We start from the raw sequence: 14987 nt of genomic DNA on the forward strand, positions 1-14987 counted from the left end.
TATCGTGGCTCACACCCCGGTGCCTCCTTTTTCCTCTCGCGGAGTCCTGTCCATGCAAACGCAACCGTTGCGGCGCATCTGGGAACATTTCGAGGAAGGCTTTATCGCCTTCCTGCTGGCGGCCATGACGCTGGTGACCTTTGTCTATGTGATGGCCAACAACATCTACACGCTGTTCTTCAACCTGGCCGACCGCTGGGCCTGGAGCAGTCGTTTCTTCAACAGCCTCGGCGACGCCACCATGACCGTGGCCCAGGACATGACCTGGAGCGTGGCCCTGACCAAGGCCATGTTCGGCTGGCTGATCTTCTTCGGGATCTCCTACGGCGTGCGCACCGCCGGCCACCTCGGGGTCGATGCCCTGGTCAAGCTGACGCCACGTCCGGTGCAACGCTACCTGGCGATGCTCGCCTGTACCTGCTGCCTGGCCTATGCCGGGCTGTTCATGGTGGCCAGCTACAAGTGGCTGGGTGCGGTGCTCAGTGCCGGGATCGGTGCCGGGATCGGTGCCGAGGACCTCGACCAGTACGGGATCAAGGTCGGCTACATCGTGCTGATCGTGCCGGTGGGCTTTGCCCTGGTGCTGATCCGCTACCTGGAAATCTTCTACCGCATTTTCACCCGTCGCCAGGCCGGGCTGGGCCTGGCCGATGAAGCCGGCGAAGCGAGCAAGCTGGCGAGCGAACACAAGGAGCAGCACTGATGGCCGTTCTCTGTCTGTTTCTATTGTTGTTCACCTTTATGTTTCTCGGCGTGCCCATCGCCATCTCCCTGGGCCTGTCCGGCGCGGTGTCGATCCTGATCTTCAGCCAGGACTCGGTCAGTTCCCTGGCGATCAAGCTGTTCGAAACCTCGGATGCCTACACCTTCCTGGCAATTCCGTTCTTCCTGTTGTCGGGGGCTTTCATGACCACCGGCGGCGTGGCCAAGCGCCTGATCGATTTCGCCAATGCCTGTGTTGGGCATATTCGTGGCGGCCTGGCGATTGCCGCCGTACTGGCCTGCATGTTGTTCGCCGCCTTGTCCGGCTCTTCGCCGGCAACTGTGGCGGCGGTAGGCTCCATCGCGGTGGCGGGTATGGTCCGCTCGGGTTATCCGAAGGAATTCGGTGCCGGGATCATCTGCAACGCCGGGACCCTGGGCATCCTGATTCCACCTTCGATTGTCATGGTGGTGTACTCGGCGGCCACGGAAACCTCAGTGGGCAAGCTGTTCATGGCCGGGGTGATCCCCGGGCTGTTGCTGGGCCTGATGCTGATGGTGGCGATCTATATCGTCGCGCGGATCAAGAAGCTCCCGGCGCAGCCTCGGGCGACCTTTCGCGAGTGGTTGACGGCGGCGCGCCGGGCGTTCTGGGGCCTGCTGTTGCTGGTGATCATCCTGGGCGGGATCTACAGCGGCCTGTTCACCCCGACCGAAGCGGCGGCGGTGGCGGCGGTCTATTCGGCATTCGTCGCCTTGTTCATCTACAAGGACATGAAGCTGCGCGATTGCCCGAAGGTGCTGATGGATTCGGGGCGGCTGGCGATCATGCTGATGTTCATCATCGCCAACGCGATCCTGTTCGCCCATGTGCTGACCACCGAGCAGATCCCGCAGCAGATCACCAATTGGGTGGTGTCCGAGGGGCTGACGCCGATCGGCTTCCTGATGATGGTCAACGTGGTACTGCTGGTGGCCGGTAGTTTCATGGAACCCTCGGCGATTGTGCTGATCCTGGCACCGATCTTCTTCCCAATTGCGGTGAAGCTGGGCATCGATCCGATTCACCTGGGCATTGTCATGGTGGTGAACATGGAAATCGGCCTGGTGCACCCACCGGTGGGGCTGAACCTGTTCGTGACTTCGGCGGTGACCGGGCTGACTCTGGGGCAGACCATCCGCGCGGCGTTGCCGTGGTTGATGATCCTGCTGGCGTTCCTGATCCTGGTGACCTATGTGCCGATGATCTCGTTGACGCTGCCGCACTGGTTGGGGATGCCTTGATGCAGATTTGAAGTCGAGCGCGATTTTGTGGTGAGCGGGCTTGCCCGCGTTGGGGCGCTAAGCGCCCCTGAAATCAGCTGATTCATTGTGTCAGGTAGAATGCAATCCCAGGTTTTACCACTGCTTCGCAGCCGAACGCGGGCAAGCCCGCTCGCCACAGGACTGCACCCGGCTGCGAATCGCAGCGGCGGACGCGGATGTCACTGGCCTGCTACGGGCCTTTGCGCCGTCACCGAGGTGCCGAAGGTATTGCCCATGCGCACGTGGGTGGCTGCCGGGGTCGCCAGGCCCAGCTTGTTGGGGGCTTTCCTGGTGATGTCGGGGTTCAGCGCCTGCTGGTTTTGCCGTCGCGCCTGGGTCTGCTCCGGGTCGCTCATCTGCTGGCTCAGGCAGTTGTAGTCCGGGGCCTTGTAGCCGCCGACACTGACGTCGATGCAACCGACCGGTTGTGCTGTTGGCTCAGCGGCCAGCGCAGAGCCCGATAGCGCGAACAACAACGCGGCGAGGATTGAAGGGCATTTCATTGAAGCCTCCTGGCGACCCTGGAAGAGGGGTTACTCTGGTCCTTTAGTCTAGATCAACGCCATTGGCCACCGGGTGATGGTTTTTTTGCAGTGAACGTAACATCAGGTTCATAAACAGCCCTCAGGATGACGATTTCAAGGAACACGTCAGCTGTGCAGGGACTTCGATCCGTGGCGGTGCATCTGTCGTTCTTTCGCTTTCCCTTGGCGGGCCTGCTGCTGGCCGGCTGGCTGCTGGGCGGGAGTTTGTCGTGCCTGGCGGCGGAGCCGGTGCAGCTCGATCCCGAGGCGCGCCTGGACCTGGACATTGCCGCCCAGGACCTGGCCGGCGCGCTGGACACCTTCAGCCGCCTGACCGGCATGGCGGTGCTGGTGGACCGTGAGCTGACCCGCGCGCGGCGTTCTTTTGCCGTGCAGGGCCGCTATCGGGCCGGCGAAGCCCTGGGGCTGTTGCTTACCGGCAGTGGCCTGATGGCGCGTTACGCCCGGGCCGATGCCTTCACCCTGCAAGTGGCGCAAGTCAGTGAGCGTCCGGCGGGCAAGGAGGCCGAGGGGCCGGCCGCGAGAGCCATGGCGAGCAGTTACGCCCGGGCGATTCAGGTGGCGATCGAGCAGGCCTTGTGCGCGCTGCCACTGACCCGGCCGGGGACTTACCGGGCGGTATTGCAGGTGTGGATCGGGCGTTCCGGCGAAGTCCAGTACAGCCGCCTGGTCAGTTCCACTGGAGATATTCAGCGCGATGGGGCGCTGGTGGCACGCTTGAGCAGCGTACGGGTTCGGCGTCCAGCCCCGACCTCGCTGCATCAGCCGATAACCCTTCTAATAACGCCGAATTCAGCAGGAAGCAGCATGGAATGCACAGAGCGGGAAGGAGCCTGAGAGGTATGAAAAATCTCGGGCACAGTCCGATGGTCCGGTTGTTCCTGACCTCCTATGACGACTTCAAGGCGCGTTTGCGCCGGCGCCTGGGTTCCGAGGACCTGGCCAACGACGTCCTGCACGAAACCTACCTGCGGGTCGATCGCATGGAGGCGCCGCTCAATCTCACCCAGCCCAATGCCTACCTGTATCGCATGGCGTTGAATATCGCCGCCGATCGCCGCCAGGCTGACGCCCGCCTGCTCACCGGCGAGGAAATCGAGGAATTGCTGCAAGTCAGCGACGAAGCCCAGGACCCGGAGCGCGTCGTGGGCGGGCAGAAGGAGATCCAGTTGCTGCTCAGTGCCCTGTATGAATTACCGCCGCGGCGCCGACGGATTTTTATCGCCGCGCGCCTGGAGGAGGCGCCACACCTGGAAATATCCCAGCGTTTCGGGATTTCCACGCGGATGGTCGAGAAGGAGTTGAAGGCCGCCCTCGGGCATTGTGCGGCGCGCCTTGAAAGAAAAGTGATTCAGCGGTTCGGTCCCGGTGCGGGAAAACCGTCTAGGTAATAGACCAGCAAAATTTTCTTGAGTATTTGCGCGCTTGAACACGACTTCCATCACTGATTCCCGGGCCGGCGAGACCGCTCGACTGCACAGCGAAGCCCAGGATTGGCTGATACTCCTGACCTCGGGACGGGCCACTGTCGGCGACGCCCGGGCCTTGCGCCAGTGGTGCGCGCAGAGTCCGGAGCACGCCCGGGCGTTCGAACGCAGCAAGTCGATGTGGCAGTCGCTGAAGCCGGCGGCCTTGCAATTGCAGCATCCGCCTCGTTCACGCCAGTTCGGTCGCCGGGCCTTTCTGGGCGGCGCCATTGCCGCATCGGCGGCCTTTTTCCTGATCCGTGAAACGATACCGGGCGGTTTTTCCGGGCTGGGTGCCGATTACGTCACCGAAGTCGGCGAGCAACGGCGCATCGATCTGAGCGATGACGTCCGCCTGGAACTCAACACCCAGACCCGGATCAATCGCCTGTCCTCGGCGGGTGGCGGCGCGCAGATCGAGCTGGTCAGCGGTGAAGTGGAGGTGGTGACGCGTTCGCGCGAGTCGATCAGCGTCCAGGCCGGAGCTGGTTGGCTGCATGCCGAGCAGGCGCGTTTCAACTTGCGGCATATCGATCGCAGCGTTTGCGTGACCTGTATCGAGGGCTTGTTGACGGTGCAGGTGCAGGGGCGCAGTTTTCGTCTGGAAAGCGGTCGGCAACTGAGCTATGACGCCCAGCATACCGGCGAACCGCAAACGGTCGATGCCGCGAACGTGATCGCCTGGCGCAACAAGATGCTGGTGTTCAACGACGCGACCCTGGCTTCGGTGATCGACGAGATCAACCGCTATCGCCCGGGCATGCTGGTACTGCTCAATGCCGAATTGGGCAAGCGCAAGGTCCAGGCGCGCTTCAGCCTCGATCAGTTGGCCGGCGTGGCGTTGTTGATCCGCGATGCCTACGGGGCCAAGTGCACCGAGTTGCCGGGGGGCGTGGTGTTGCTCAGCTGATTCCGGGTTGTCGATTGTAGATAGCGTGTTGCCTCGGTCCTTGTCGGAGCAGCCCCTGTGGGAGCCCAGGTATCGCTATTCCAGGGGACCTAGCACTTGTCGGTAACGCTCCGGCCCCTGGGGCGTATCGCGTACCAGGGTAATTTCCAGGCCCTGGGGATTGTCCTGATGATTACCGCCCAGGTTGCGCCAGCCTTTGCCCGGCTGCCAGACCCGCAAGTCCATTTCCCGCACCTGACCCAGCACTGCCACGCCATCCTTGGCCGCCGGCAACGGGAATTGCGTGCGCGCCGGCCCCACGGCCCGATACAGGGTGCTGCCCTGCAACCACCAACGCACCCGTTGCAGGGCGCCGTCCTGCTGCGGCGCGGCGCGGATCAGCTCCAGGCGGAAACCCTTGCGCTCGGCGCTGCGCACGCTCAGGGCCGCCGGCGCGGGCGGCGGCTGGTGTTCGACATCCACTACCACCGGCTCGACCAGTTCGATGCCGGCGCGCAAGGCCACATCGCGCTCCAGTTGCCCCAGCGCGGCGAGCAGTTCGCGGGTCTGTCCGGCGCTGGCCTTGAGGTGTTCGTCGGCGCGGTTGACGCCGTCCAGTCCGCGCCAGGCGATCACGCTGACAATCGCCATCAGCATGATCGCTACCATCACTTCGATCAGGGTAAAGCCAGCCTGGCGTTTCATTGCACCTTGACCTCACCGGTGGCGCTGCGCAGCACGCTGATGCTGTGCTGGCCGTCGGAGAGCGACAGGCGCAATGGCGCGCCGATCCATTCGGCGGTCAGCAGCAGGCTTTTGCCCGGGTCGATGCGCACTTGCATCGGCGTGCTCTGCCAGGCCCGGGGACGCAGTTGCGGGTCCTGGGCGAATTGCTCGGCGCCGCCCTGGTCATCGCCGCGGCTGAAGCGATAACCCTTGCTGTCGCTCAGCCAGCGAATCGGCCGGCCATCGGCCTGGACTTCGGCCTGGGCCACCTGCAGGGCCTGGGCCAGGGTCTCGGCGTCCTTGCGCAGCAGGTGCAGCGGGTCCGGCTTGATACTCAGGCCGATGGCCGCACTGGCGATACCGATGATCACCAGCACCACCATCAGTTCGATCAGGGTGAAACCGGCTTGGGGGCGCACGACATCCATTCGACAAGGGCTCCTTGGGATTTGATGCATGCTGCGCCGCGAAGATGATGGGCGTGTGAAATAAAAACGTGAGAATTGACGAGTAGTCTGATGCAAACGCGTTTCTGTGGGCACCGGTTTGCTGGCGATGCGAATTCATGCGCGACAGTGTTGTCGCCTGATACATCGGCATCGCTGGCAAGCCAGCTCCTGCAGGGATCCGCGGCGCAGCCTCTATTTCGGATCACTGTCGAGAAGGACCTCAAGCATGCAATGGACTCACCGTTTCTCTCCGCCACAGCTGGTCCAGGCGCTGGCCTTGTTCGCCGCCCTGGCCGGCGCGCTGAGCTGGTCCAGCCTGCTGCTCAAACCGACGCCGTCGCTGTTACCCGAAGGTTCGCCGCAAGCCGTCGGCAGCCGCAGCGACAACCCCGCGCTGCACTGGTTTTCCAACCAGCCGGCGATGCTCGATATCAAGGTCTCCGGGGTCATGGCCGGCGCGCATGGGGCGGTGGCGATCCTCAGTCTCAACGACGGCCCGCCGCGCAGCTTCCTCGCCGGCGAGAGCCTGAGCCAGGGTGTGCGCCTGTTGGCCATCGAGCCCGAGGGCATTGTGGTCGAACGGGGTACGGAAAAGCTCCAACTGAACGTGACTCGCCTCAGCGCTGCGCCGTTCCTGCCGCGGCTGACACGCCCTTGAGCGTGGTCTCGGGCGGGCCCAGCAGCGTTTCCAGCTGGGCCAGGGGCGGCGCCTCGTGGCTGCGGTCCAGGACCAGGATATCGACCTTGAACAAGCCGCCGCCGAACGCGCCGATCATCTGCTCGCAGCGCAACATCAGCCGGCCCTGATCGCACTCGAAGGACTTGCGCCCGACGGGCAGGCGTCCTTCCAGGCGCAACTCCGCCAGACGGCTCTGGGCCGCCAGCAAGGCGATGGATTTGTCCCGCAACAGCCCGTTGCTCTGGGTCATCACCCCGGCCATGCGCACCGCGGCGGACAGCGCGACGGCGATGATCGTCAGCGCCACCAGCACTTCGATCAGGGTGAAGCCGCCTTGCCGTGGACGGGGCATCAAGTGAACTCGAGAGGGGAATCCAGGCTTCAGACTAGAGGGCTTGTTTGACCGCCTGCTGACCAAAGCTCCCGAGCTTTTGCGCACTGTTTACCGCGATCTTGCCGTTGACTCATATACAGCCTGCGGCAGGCCTGCTCTTAACTGTCCCTGTGCGCCCCCGTCACCGGCAGGCGGCTGCCGAGGCGATAACGCGATGAAGGGTGGGTCAGGCGCACATAGGTGACGATCTTGTTCTGGCTCCAGGTCCGCCGTACCAGGATCAGGCACGGCTCCAGGGCATCGATCTGCATATGCTTGCTTTCGTCGCTGCTGGGGTGACCGGCTTCGACGATATGCTCCATTTCATCGGGACGAATGACCTGCAACAGGTAGCGCGCCGGTTGCAGTTGTTCACCGAAGTCCTGTTGCAGGAACTCCGGCACCAGTTCGGGATTGACGTAGCGATCCTCGAATTGCACCGGCACGCCTTCTTCGCTGTGCACGCAGATCAGGTGAAACACCGACGAGCCGGTGGGCAGCGCCAGGGCGGCGGCCACCGGCATCGAGGCCGCCTCGCGCCCCAGATGCAGCACGCGGCAAGAGTAACTATGCCCGCGGGCGATGATTTCGTCGGCGATATTGGTGATGCGCAGCAGGTTCGATTGCGGCTTGCTTTCAGCGACGAAGGTGCCGACGCCGGAGATCCGCAACAGATGACCTTCTTCCGTCAGCTCGCGCAAGGCCCGGTTGACGGTCATGCGCGAAATGCCCAGTTCTTGCACCAGGCGATTTTCCGAGGGGATCAAGTCACCAGGCTTCCATTCGCCGCTGCGCAGCTTGTCTTGCACAAAGTCCTTCGCGCGCCGATAGAGGGCTTGCGGTGCATTTTTGATCATGATTCAGTCCGCATTTTTTTGAGCGGCAAGCACACTTGCCAAGGCCTTGAGAAAAAGGTCGTTATCCTCACAGCTACCAATGGAGACACGCAAGTACTCCGTGTAGCCGTCTTCACGCCAGGGTTTGACGATAACGCCTTTGCCCAATAAGGCCTGGTTGATGGTTTCAGCCGGATAGGGCGTGCTGAAGAAAAGAAAGTTGGCCAGCGACGGCGCGGTGTCCAGGCCCAGGTTGTGCAAGGCAATCACCATATGCCGACGCTCATGGGCCACGTGGGCGAGGGTGGCTTGCAGGTGCTCTTCGTCCGCCAGGGCGGCAATCGCCGCGGCCTGGGCCACGCGGTTGATATTGAACGGCGTGCGCAGACGGTCGATCAGGTCGGCCAGCATGGGGTCGCTGACGATGCCGTAGCCGATCCGCAAGCCGGCCAGGGAATAGGCCTTGGAGAAGGTCCGCAGGAGGATGAACGGCTTGCCGCTGGCCTGGATCAGGCCGAGGCAATCGGGATAGCCCTCCTCGAATTGCGCGTACTCGTAATAGGCCTCGTCGAAGACCAGCAGGCACTGGGCCGGAAGCGCCGCCAACAGGCGTTGCAACTCGTCGGCATCGAGGGTGCAGCCGACCGGATTGGAGGGGCAGGAAAACATCAGCAGACGGGTTTTCGCGGTCAGCGCCTGAATCATCGCCGCTACGTCGAAGCGGCCTTCATCGGTCATCGGTACGCCCGTTACCCGGGCCCCGGCGGCGATAGGGTAGATAAAGTGCAGGCCGAACGAGGGCACTACGGTGACCACTTCATCGCCATGGTCGAGGAACACCCGGCTGATGATGCTCAGCAAATCTTCGGAACCATTGCCGAACACCAGCTGGTTGCCCGGCACGCCGAGCTTGGCGCTGAGGGCCGCGCGCAGTTCCAGGCAACTGGCGTCCGGGTACAGCGCGATACTGGCGCAGGCCTGGTTCATGGCGGCGGCGACCGCCGGCGCCGGCCCCAAGGGATTTTCGTTGCTGCCCAGCTTGGCCACCCGGGTCAGCCCGAAACGTTTGCGCACCGCTTCGGTGCCGAGGCCGGCGTTGTAGCTGGCGAGGTCGCGCACCTGGGGACGGGCGAGGAGTTGCAGTTCAGCAGCGTTCATACCGGGGAAGCCTCTTTGTTGTCTTGCCAGAACGCATTGCGATCCAGATAGTTCTGCAGGAATTGCTGCAGACGCGGGTGTTCGGTGTTGTGGAAGATTTGCTGCGGGGTGCCCTGGGCCACCACCTGGCCCTGGTCGAGGAACACCACCGAATCGGCGACCTGCGCGGCGAAACCCATTTCGTGGGTGACCACCACCATGGTCATGCCTTCCTTGGCCAGGGTCTTCATGACCTGCAGGACTTCGCCCACCAGTTCCGGGTCGAGCGCCGAGGTCGGTTCGTCGAACAGCATGATGTGTGGCTCCATGGCCAGCGCCCGGGCAATCGCCACGCGCTGCTGCTGACCACCGGAGAGCTGGATCGGGTAGACATCGGCCTTGTGCGCCAGGCCGACTTTGTCGAGCATCGCCAGGGCGCGCTTGCGGGCTTCGGCGGCAGGCAGCTTGCGCACCCGCAATAGGGCTTCGCTGACATTGCCCAGGGCGGTCATGTGCGGCCACAGGTTGAACTGCTGGAAGACCATGCCGATATTGCGCCGGACCTGATTGATCTGCGCTTGCGCGGCACGTTTACGACCCTTGCCGTTGTCCGCCACATAGCCGAGCAACTGGCCTTCGATATGGATCTCGCCTTCGTCGTATTCTTCGAGAAAGGCCATGCTGCGCAGCAGGGTGCTTTTGCCCGAGCCGGAAGGACCGATCAGGCACACCACTTCGGAATGCCGGACCTCCAGGTCGATCCCCTTGAGCACACGCAGGGCGCCGAAGCTCTTGCCGACATTGTGCAGGCGCACCATGGGCTGCGAGTCGCCGGGGAGTTGTTCGGGAGTCTTCATGGGGTCACCTTGTTTCGGGACAATGGGTGGCAGGGGGCGTTGTAGGATGTTCATTGCGGCTGCCTGCTCATGAAGCGGCCGACCCGGGTCTCCAGGACCATGCCCACGCGTGAACAGAACTCCACCAGCAGCAGGTAGCCGATACACAGCACCAGCAGGGTTTCGACGAAGGCGAAGGTTTGCGAGCCGATACCGGTCATGACCATGGTCAGTTCCGGAATGGTGATGATCGACAGCACGGCGGTTTCCTTGCACAGGATGGTCACCAGGTTGACCAGTGCCGGCAGGATGATCACCAGCATCTGCGGCAGCTGGATGCGCAGGATGCATTGCCAGCGACTGATGCCCAGGCAGTCGGCCGCCTCCAGTTGGCCACGGGCCACCGACTCGAAGCCGGTGCGGAAGATCTCCGCGAAGTACACGCTGCCATAGATGCCCAGCCCGAGAATCCCGGCGGGAACCGGGTCGAGGCTGAGGCCGAAGGACGGCCCGCCGTAATAGACCAGGAACAGCTGGACCAGGAACGGCGTGCTGCGGATCACTTCGATAAATGCCCGGAGCGGCGCGCGAATCAGGTTGTTGCCGAACAGTTGCGCCACGGCGATCAGCAAACCGAGGAGCAAGCCCAGGACCACCCCGGCGGACCAGGTGCCGAGGGTCACCGTGAAGCCCTGGGCGATATCGTCGAGGTGCTCGGTAATGACCCGGTAGTCGAAGATCATGTCAGTTGCTCCTTCATGCGCCGTTCCAACAGGCCGCCGCAGAACGCCAGTGGAATATTGATCAGGCAATAGAAACCGGCCAGCATCAGGTAGTCCTGCACGAACAGGTAATCGCTGGCCGCGAGGTTCTGCGCGGTACGGGTCAGGTCGGCGAGACCGACCACCGAGACCAGCGAAGACGCCTTGATCAGCAGGATCATTTCATTGACCAGGGCCGGCAGAGTCAGGCGCACGGCCTGCGGCACGCGGATGCGGATCAGCATCTGCCGGGTGCTCAGGCCGAGCAGCCCGGCCGCTTCCAACTGCCCGCCGGGAATGGCCAGGAAGCCACCACGGAGGATCTCGGCGATATAAGCCCCGGCACACAGCGACAGGCTGATGATCGCCGCCGTCAGTGGCGACACATTGGGCAGGCCGACCCGTGGCAGGAAGTAATAGACAAAGAGCAATTGCACCAGCAACGGAATGCCGCGGAATACGAAGATGTAGCCGCCACCCAGGCGCCTGAACAACGGCAGCGGTGACAGGCGCAGGCTGGCGACCAGGATGCCGATGAAAAAACCGATCACCAGGGCCGCGGTGGAGACCTCCAGGGTCACCAGCAGGCTGGTCAGCAACAGCGGCAGGTTCTGCAAAAACAAAGGCCAATCGAACATTGCGGTGACTCCAACTCAGTTGATCGCCGGCCAGGCTCGGCCGACGATCAGGGCCTCCAATGGGCAGGCGGATTTACCAGGTTGGGGTGAAGTCGGCTTGCGGCACATTCATCTCGGCACCCAGCCATTTCTTCTGCAAGGCCGCCAGGCGCCCGTCCGCATGCATTTTCAGCAGGGCGGCATCGAGTGCGGCGATCAGGCTGTTGGCGTCGTCATCCTTGCGTCCCAGGTAGGCGAAGTAGGAGGTCTTGCCGAACGGTGGCTGGACCACTTTGAAGGCACTGCTGCGCTGGGCGGCGACATAGGAGATGTTCGGCAACGAGTTGGCGACGGCGACGATACGCTTGGCCGCCAGGTCGGCGTAGGCCTGGTTGTTGTCGACATATTCGCGGATGGTGACTTTCTCCGGCAGCGTGGCGGCGAAGGTCTTCAGTTCTTCGAGCTGTGCCGAGCCTTTGCCGGCGCCGACCGCCTTGCCGGCAATGTCTTGTGGCTTGCTGATGCTGTTGTCGTTGGCGCCGATCATCAAGGCCACGGTGGCTTCGGCGATTGGCAGCATGAAGTGGTAACGCTCTTTGCGGGCCTGGGTCACGATGATCGGGCCGGCGACCACGTCGAACTTCTTCGCTTCAAGCCCCGGCAATACACTGGGCCACGGCAGGTCGAGGAATTTCACCTTGACCCCCAGTTCCTTGCCCAACTGCTCGAACAGTTCGGAATTGAGGCCTTTCTGCTTGCCGTTGTCGGTGAAATCGAAAGGCGCGAATTGCAGCTCGGTACCTACCACCAGTTCACCGGCTTTTTTGACATCGGCCAGTTGATCAGCATGTGCCGCCAGGGACGCGACGCTCAGGGTGAGCGCCAGGCACAGGCCGTTGAAGCGTTTACTGAATAGAGAATCGAGTTGCATGGTGTCACTCCTTCAGGGGGATGCAGCGAGGTTGAGTGTGTGTTCCCGCGGTGATTCAGGTGGGCGACAGCAGTTAACGTGCCATTCCGGTATATACAGCCATCAAGCGAGAATTTTTCCCGGGTTGAGAATGCCGTTGGGGTCGAAGCAGTCCTTGAGTTGGCGCATCAGCGCGAGGGCTTCGGGGCCCACCGAGTGATGGAGAAACTCGCGCTTGAGCAGGCCGATGCCATGCTCGGCGGACACCGAGCCGCCGAGTTCGCCGACGGCGCTGTAGACCAGTTCCTCGATGGCCAGGATCGGCGCGGGCTGGGGCAGGGACGCGCAGTCCACGGTCAGGTGCAGGTTGCTGTCGCCGATGTGGCCGAAATACACACTGTGATTGCCCGGCCAGCGCTGTTCCAGGCGGGCGCGACAGCGCTCGACGAAGTCGCCGATCAGGCCGATCGGCAGGCTGACGTCGAAGTTCAATGGGCTCATGCGCAGGGGAAACTCACCGGTCGCCTCGCGGATCTTCCACAGTCCTCGGGCCTGGGCCTGGGAGCTGGCGAGGACCGCATCGAGCACTTCGCCGGCATTGAGGGCCTCTTCCAGCGCTATCTCAAGCTGTTCCCGGGAACCGGCGGACTCCAGCAGCACATATAACGGATGTTCCAATGAGATCGGCGCCGTGGCGTTTTCCAGCCAGCTGACGCCGAGGCGAAAGAAGTCCTGCCACATCAATTCGTAGGCCTGTGGCGTGCCGACACCGCGCTGGATCCGCCGCAGCAGGCTGACCGCGCTGGCGTAGTCGGGCAGGGCGCAGAGCAGGGTGCTGGCCTGCCCCGGTTGCGGCGCGAGCTTCAAGACCGCGCGGGTAATCACGCCCAAGGTGCCTTCGCTGCCGATAAAGCACTGTTTCAGGTCATAACCGCAGTTGTTCTTGATCATCTTGTTGCGCAGGTCGAGCACCCGGCCATCGGCCAGGACCACTTCCAGTCCGAGCACCAGGTCGCGGGTCATGCCGTAGCGAATCACTGCATTACCGCCGGCATTGGTGGCGATATTGCCGCCGATCTGGCAGGAACCGCGCGCGCCCAGGTCCAGGGGGAAGATAAAACCCGCGTTGAGCGCCGCCTGCTGGATTTCCTCCAGCGTGGTGCCGGCCAGCACGCTGATAGTGGCGGCGGCCGGGTCGATCTCTTCGATGCCGCGCAGGCGTTCCAGGGACAGTGCGATATCCGCGGCCCGCGGTACGGCGCCGCCGGCGAGCCCGGTCATGCCGCCCTGGGGAACCACCGATTGCCCGGCGCCATTGCAGATGCGCAAGGCATTCGCCACATCCGCCGTGGTCCTTGGTAACAGCAGCGCGGCGGGACAGGCCGGGGCATGGCCGGTCCAGTCGCTGTAGTGGCGCTGACCGATATCGGCGCCGGTGACGACGGCGTCATGCCCCAGCGCCTGACGCAGCAGTTCGAGGGTTTGTGGTAAATCGCTCATCGGTTCAACTCACGGTCAGAAAGGGTTGGGGGTGTCGTGACCAGGGCACGACGATCAAGCCGGTCCAGGTTCGCAGTGCCGAGCAAGGACAGGGCCAGGCGCAGCTCTTGCGCCAGCAGGTCGAGGGCATGGCCGGCACCTGCCTGTGCGCCGACGGCGACTCCATACAGGGTAGATCGCCCCAGCAACACCGCGTCGGCGCCCAATGCACAGGCTTTGAGAATGTCGCTGCCGCGACGGATGCCGCTGTCGAGCAGCAACGCGAGCTTGCCCTTGGCCACGGCGGCAATTGCCGGCAGGCAGTCGATGCTGGCGGGAACCCCGTCCAGTTGCCGGCCGCCATGGTTGCTCACCACCAGCCCGTCGAGCCCCAAGGCCACGGCTTTCTCGGCATCCGCCGGGTGCAACAGGCCTTTGAGCAGCAACCGATGAGGCCAGCGTTCGCGCAACCGGGCCAGCGCGTCCCAGTCGAGGCCGGTGTCCATCTGGCTGCCGATAAAGTGCGCGGCACCTTCGATAGTGCGTTGTCCGGGCGGCAGATAACGCTCGATATTGCCCAGGTTCGGCAGGCCCCGTGGCCACAACGCCTGGCCCATCCAGCGCGGATGGCAGAGCAGGTCGAGCTTGTTGCGCAGGCTCAGTTGCCGGGGCCGGACGAAGTTGCGCCGGTCCCATTCGCGATTGCCCAGCAGCACGGCATCGCTGGTCAGCAGCAAGGTCCGGCAACCGACCGCGTCGGCTCGTTGCAGCAGGTCTTCGCCGACAGCGGGATCTCGCAGGCAATAGAGCTGGAACCAGAGATTGACCTCGGGCACCGCCGTGACCAGTTGCTCCAGGGAACTGGTGGACACGGTACTCAAGGTAAAGGGCAGGCCGCGCTCCGTGGCGGCCCGGGCCAGATGTATATCGGCATCGCGGTATAGCATCGCGTTGTAGCCGGTGGGGCCGATGGCCATGGGCAACGGCAGCTCCTGTCCGAGCAGAGAACGCCGGGTTTGCGTCACCGAGCAGGGCACCAGGGTGCGCGGCAGCAGGGCTATATCAGCGAAAGCCTGGCGATTACGGCGCAACGTCTGCTCTTCCTCGGCTCCGCCCTCGAGGTATTCCCAGGCGAAATGCGGCAGGCGTTGCCGCGCCATGGCCGCCAGTTCGGCAATGCTTTGTGCCCGGTGAAAATCCAGCCCTGAATAATAGCGACGCATGGCAATCCCTAGGGTGTGATGAAAGCGGCGCAGCCGGGCTGCGCCAGCCTGGTG

18 protein-coding genes are annotated in these 14987 nt (G+C 63.4%); 6 read left to right on the forward strand and 12 right to left on the reverse strand.

Annotation, left to right across the window (positions count from 1 at the left end):
• Positions 1 to 52 precede the first annotated feature (52 nt).
• Positions 53 to 703 carry a TRAP transporter small permease gene (locus M5B96_RS05665; protein ID WP_248795686.1) on the forward strand — a complete coding sequence of 217 codons (651 nt, stop codon included), beginning with the start codon at positions 53 to 55 and terminating at the stop codon, positions 701 to 703.
• On the forward strand, positions 703 to 1986 hold the full coding sequence (dctM, locus tag M5B96_RS05670; RefSeq protein WP_248795688.1) for a C4-dicarboxylate TRAP transporter large permease protein DctM: 1284 nt from the start codon (positions 703 to 705) through the stop codon (positions 1984 to 1986). The genes M5B96_RS05665 and dctM overlap by 1 nt, the downstream gene beginning before the upstream one ends.
• A gap of 200 nt (positions 1987 to 2186) precedes the next feature.
• Here dctM and M5B96_RS05675 read toward each other — a convergent pair whose 3' ends face one another.
• Positions 2187 to 2510, reverse strand: coding sequence for a hypothetical protein (locus M5B96_RS05675; protein WP_248795689.1), 324 nt, complete (start codon positions 2508 to 2510; stop codon positions 2187 to 2189).
• Between the two features lie 126 nt (positions 2511 to 2636).
• Here M5B96_RS05675 and M5B96_RS05680 point away from each other — a divergent pair, with 126 nt between their 5' ends.
• The 3 genes from M5B96_RS05680 to M5B96_RS05690 are packed head-to-tail and all read left to right on the forward strand — an operon-like array spanning position 2637 to position 4928.
• Positions 2637 to 3389: a TonB-dependent outer membrane receptor gene (locus M5B96_RS05680; protein WP_263859456.1), complete on the forward strand. Its 753-nt coding sequence runs from the start codon at positions 2637 to 2639 to the stop codon at positions 3387 to 3389.
• A 5-nt stretch (positions 3390 to 3394) separates the two neighbouring features.
• Positions 3395 to 3943, forward strand: coding sequence for an RNA polymerase sigma factor (locus M5B96_RS05685; protein ID WP_248795691.1), 549 nt, complete (start codon positions 3395 to 3397; stop codon positions 3941 to 3943).
• A gap of 34 nt (positions 3944 to 3977) precedes the next feature.
• Complete coding sequence (locus M5B96_RS05690; protein WP_248795692.1) at positions 3978 to 4928, forward strand: FecR family protein; 951 nt, start codon at positions 3978 to 3980, stop codon at positions 4926 to 4928.
• A gap of 75 nt (positions 4929 to 5003) precedes the next feature.
• Here M5B96_RS05690 and M5B96_RS05695 read toward each other — a convergent pair whose 3' ends face one another.
• Both M5B96_RS05695 and M5B96_RS05700 read right to left on the reverse strand, forming a co-directional pair.
• On the reverse strand, positions 5004 to 5612 hold the full coding sequence (locus tag M5B96_RS05695) for a prepilin-type N-terminal cleavage/methylation domain-containing protein (protein WP_248795693.1): 609 nt from the start codon (positions 5610 to 5612) through the stop codon (positions 5004 to 5006).
• Positions 5609 to 6061, reverse strand: coding sequence for a GspH/FimT family pseudopilin (locus tag M5B96_RS05700; protein ID WP_248795694.1), 453 nt, complete (start codon positions 6059 to 6061; stop codon positions 5609 to 5611). The genes M5B96_RS05695 and M5B96_RS05700 overlap by 4 nt, the downstream gene beginning before the upstream one ends.
• Positions 6062 to 6308: 247 nt before the next feature.
• Here M5B96_RS05700 and M5B96_RS05705 point away from each other — a divergent pair, with 247 nt between their 5' ends.
• Positions 6309 to 6740, forward strand: coding sequence for a general secretion pathway protein GspC (locus M5B96_RS05705; RefSeq protein WP_248795696.1), 432 nt, complete (start codon positions 6309 to 6311; stop codon positions 6738 to 6740).
• On the opposite strand, the gene gspI is transcribed toward M5B96_RS05705, so the two are convergent.
• The 9 genes from gspI to M5B96_RS05750 form a co-directional block, all read right to left on the reverse strand.
• Positions 6700 to 7113, reverse strand: a complete 414-nt coding sequence (gspI, locus tag M5B96_RS05710; protein ID WP_318654826.1) for a type II secretion system minor pseudopilin GspI — start codon at positions 7111 to 7113, stop codon at positions 6700 to 6702. The two genes, M5B96_RS05705 and gspI, sit on opposite strands and share 41 nt — an antisense overlap.
• A gap of 140 nt (positions 7114 to 7253) precedes the next feature.
• Positions 7254 to 7991 (reverse strand): histidine utilization repressor, encoded by a 738-nt coding sequence (gene hutC, locus M5B96_RS05715; RefSeq protein WP_248795699.1) that lies wholly within the window; start codon positions 7989 to 7991, stop codon positions 7254 to 7256.
• Positions 7992 to 7994: 3 nt separating this feature from the next.
• A complete protein-coding gene (hisC, locus tag M5B96_RS05720; RefSeq protein ID WP_248795701.1) occupies positions 7995 to 9128 on the reverse strand; it encodes a histidinol-phosphate transaminase in 1134 nt (377 codons plus the stop codon).
• A complete protein-coding gene (locus tag M5B96_RS05725) occupies positions 9125 to 9925 on the reverse strand; it encodes an amino acid ABC transporter ATP-binding protein (protein ID WP_248795891.1) in 801 nt (266 codons plus the stop codon). Before M5B96_RS05725 ends, hisC begins: the two co-directional genes overlap by 4 nt.
• Before the next feature lie 89 nt (positions 9926 to 10014).
• On the reverse strand, positions 10015 to 10686 hold the full coding sequence (locus tag M5B96_RS05730; protein WP_248795702.1) for an amino acid ABC transporter permease: 672 nt from the start codon (positions 10684 to 10686) through the stop codon (positions 10015 to 10017).
• Positions 10683 to 11342 carry an amino acid ABC transporter permease gene (locus tag M5B96_RS05735; protein ID WP_248795703.1) on the reverse strand — a complete coding sequence of 220 codons (660 nt, stop codon included), beginning with the start codon at positions 11340 to 11342 and terminating at the stop codon, positions 10683 to 10685. Before M5B96_RS05735 ends, M5B96_RS05730 begins: the two co-directional genes overlap by 4 nt.
• 73 nt (positions 11343 to 11415) lie before the next feature.
• On the reverse strand, positions 11416 to 12252 hold the full coding sequence (locus tag M5B96_RS05740) for a transporter substrate-binding domain-containing protein (RefSeq protein ID WP_248795704.1): 837 nt from the start codon (positions 12250 to 12252) through the stop codon (positions 11416 to 11418).
• A gap of 102 nt (positions 12253 to 12354) precedes the next feature.
• Positions 12355 to 13731, reverse strand: coding sequence for an FAD-binding oxidoreductase (locus M5B96_RS05745; protein WP_248795706.1), 1377 nt, complete (start codon positions 13729 to 13731; stop codon positions 12355 to 12357).
• A complete protein-coding gene (locus M5B96_RS05750; protein ID WP_248795708.1) occupies positions 13728 to 14933 on the reverse strand; it encodes an alpha-hydroxy acid oxidase in 1206 nt (401 codons plus the stop codon). Before M5B96_RS05750 ends, M5B96_RS05745 begins: the two co-directional genes overlap by 4 nt.
• Positions 14934 to 14987: the final 54 nt, after the last annotated feature.

This window comes from Pseudomonas sp. MWU13-2105 (assembly GCF_023242315.1).
Taxonomy (GTDB): Bacteria; Pseudomonadota; Gammaproteobacteria; order Pseudomonadales; family Pseudomonadaceae; genus Aquipseudomonas.

Excerpts from the sequence above, each read along its gene's own strand:
- M5B96_RS05665 (WP_248795686.1), top strand. The coding sequence starts at position 53 with ATGCAAACGCAACCGTTGCGGCGCATCTGGGAACATTTCGAGGAAGGC.
- dctM (WP_248795688.1), top strand. The coding sequence starts at position 703 with ATGGCCGTTCTCTGTCTGTTTCTATTGTTGTTCACCTTTATGTTTCTC.
- M5B96_RS05675 (WP_248795689.1), bottom strand. The coding sequence starts at position 2,510 with ATGAAATGCCCTTCAATCCTCGCCGCGTTGTTGTTCGCGCTATCGGGC.
- M5B96_RS05680 (WP_263859456.1), top strand. The coding sequence starts at position 2,637 with ATGACGATTTCAAGGAACACGTCAGCTGTGCAGGGACTTCGATCCGTG.
- M5B96_RS05685 (WP_248795691.1), top strand. The coding sequence starts at position 3,395 with ATGAAAAATCTCGGGCACAGTCCGATGGTCCGGTTGTTCCTGACCTCC.
- M5B96_RS05695 (WP_248795693.1), bottom strand. The coding sequence starts at position 5,612 with ATGAAACGCCAGGCTGGCTTTACCCTGATCGAAGTGATGGTAGCGATC.
- M5B96_RS05700 (WP_248795694.1), bottom strand. The coding sequence starts at position 6,061 with ATGGATGTCGTGCGCCCCCAAGCCGGTTTCACCCTGATCGAACTGATG.
- M5B96_RS05705 (WP_248795696.1), top strand. The coding sequence starts at position 6,309 with ATGCAATGGACTCACCGTTTCTCTCCGCCACAGCTGGTCCAGGCGCTG.
- gspI (WP_318654826.1), bottom strand. The coding sequence starts at position 7,113 with ATGCCCCGTCCACGGCAAGGCGGCTTCACCCTGATCGAAGTGCTGGTG.
- hutC (WP_248795699.1), bottom strand. The coding sequence starts at position 7,991 with ATGATCAAAAATGCACCGCAAGCCCTCTATCGGCGCGCGAAGGACTTT.
- hisC (WP_248795701.1), bottom strand. The coding sequence starts at position 9,128 with ATGAACGCTGCTGAACTGCAACTCCTCGCCCGTCCCCAGGTGCGCGAC.
- M5B96_RS05725 (WP_248795891.1), bottom strand. The coding sequence starts at position 9,925 with ATGGTGCGCCTGCACAATGTCGGCAAGAGCTTCGGCGCCCTGCGTGTG.
- M5B96_RS05730 (WP_248795702.1), bottom strand. The coding sequence starts at position 10,686 with ATGATCTTCGACTACCGGGTCATTACCGAGCACCTCGACGATATCGCC.
- M5B96_RS05735 (WP_248795703.1), bottom strand. The coding sequence starts at position 11,342 with ATGTTCGATTGGCCTTTGTTTTTGCAGAACCTGCCGCTGTTGCTGACC.
- M5B96_RS05740 (WP_248795704.1), bottom strand. The coding sequence starts at position 12,252 with ATGCAACTCGATTCTCTATTCAGTAAACGCTTCAACGGCCTGTGCCTG.
- M5B96_RS05745 (WP_248795706.1), bottom strand. The coding sequence starts at position 13,731 with ATGAGCGATTTACCACAAACCCTCGAACTGCTGCGTCAGGCGCTGGGG.
- M5B96_RS05750 (WP_248795708.1), bottom strand. The coding sequence starts at position 14,933 with ATGCGTCGCTATTATTCAGGGCTGGATTTTCACCGGGCACAAAGCATT.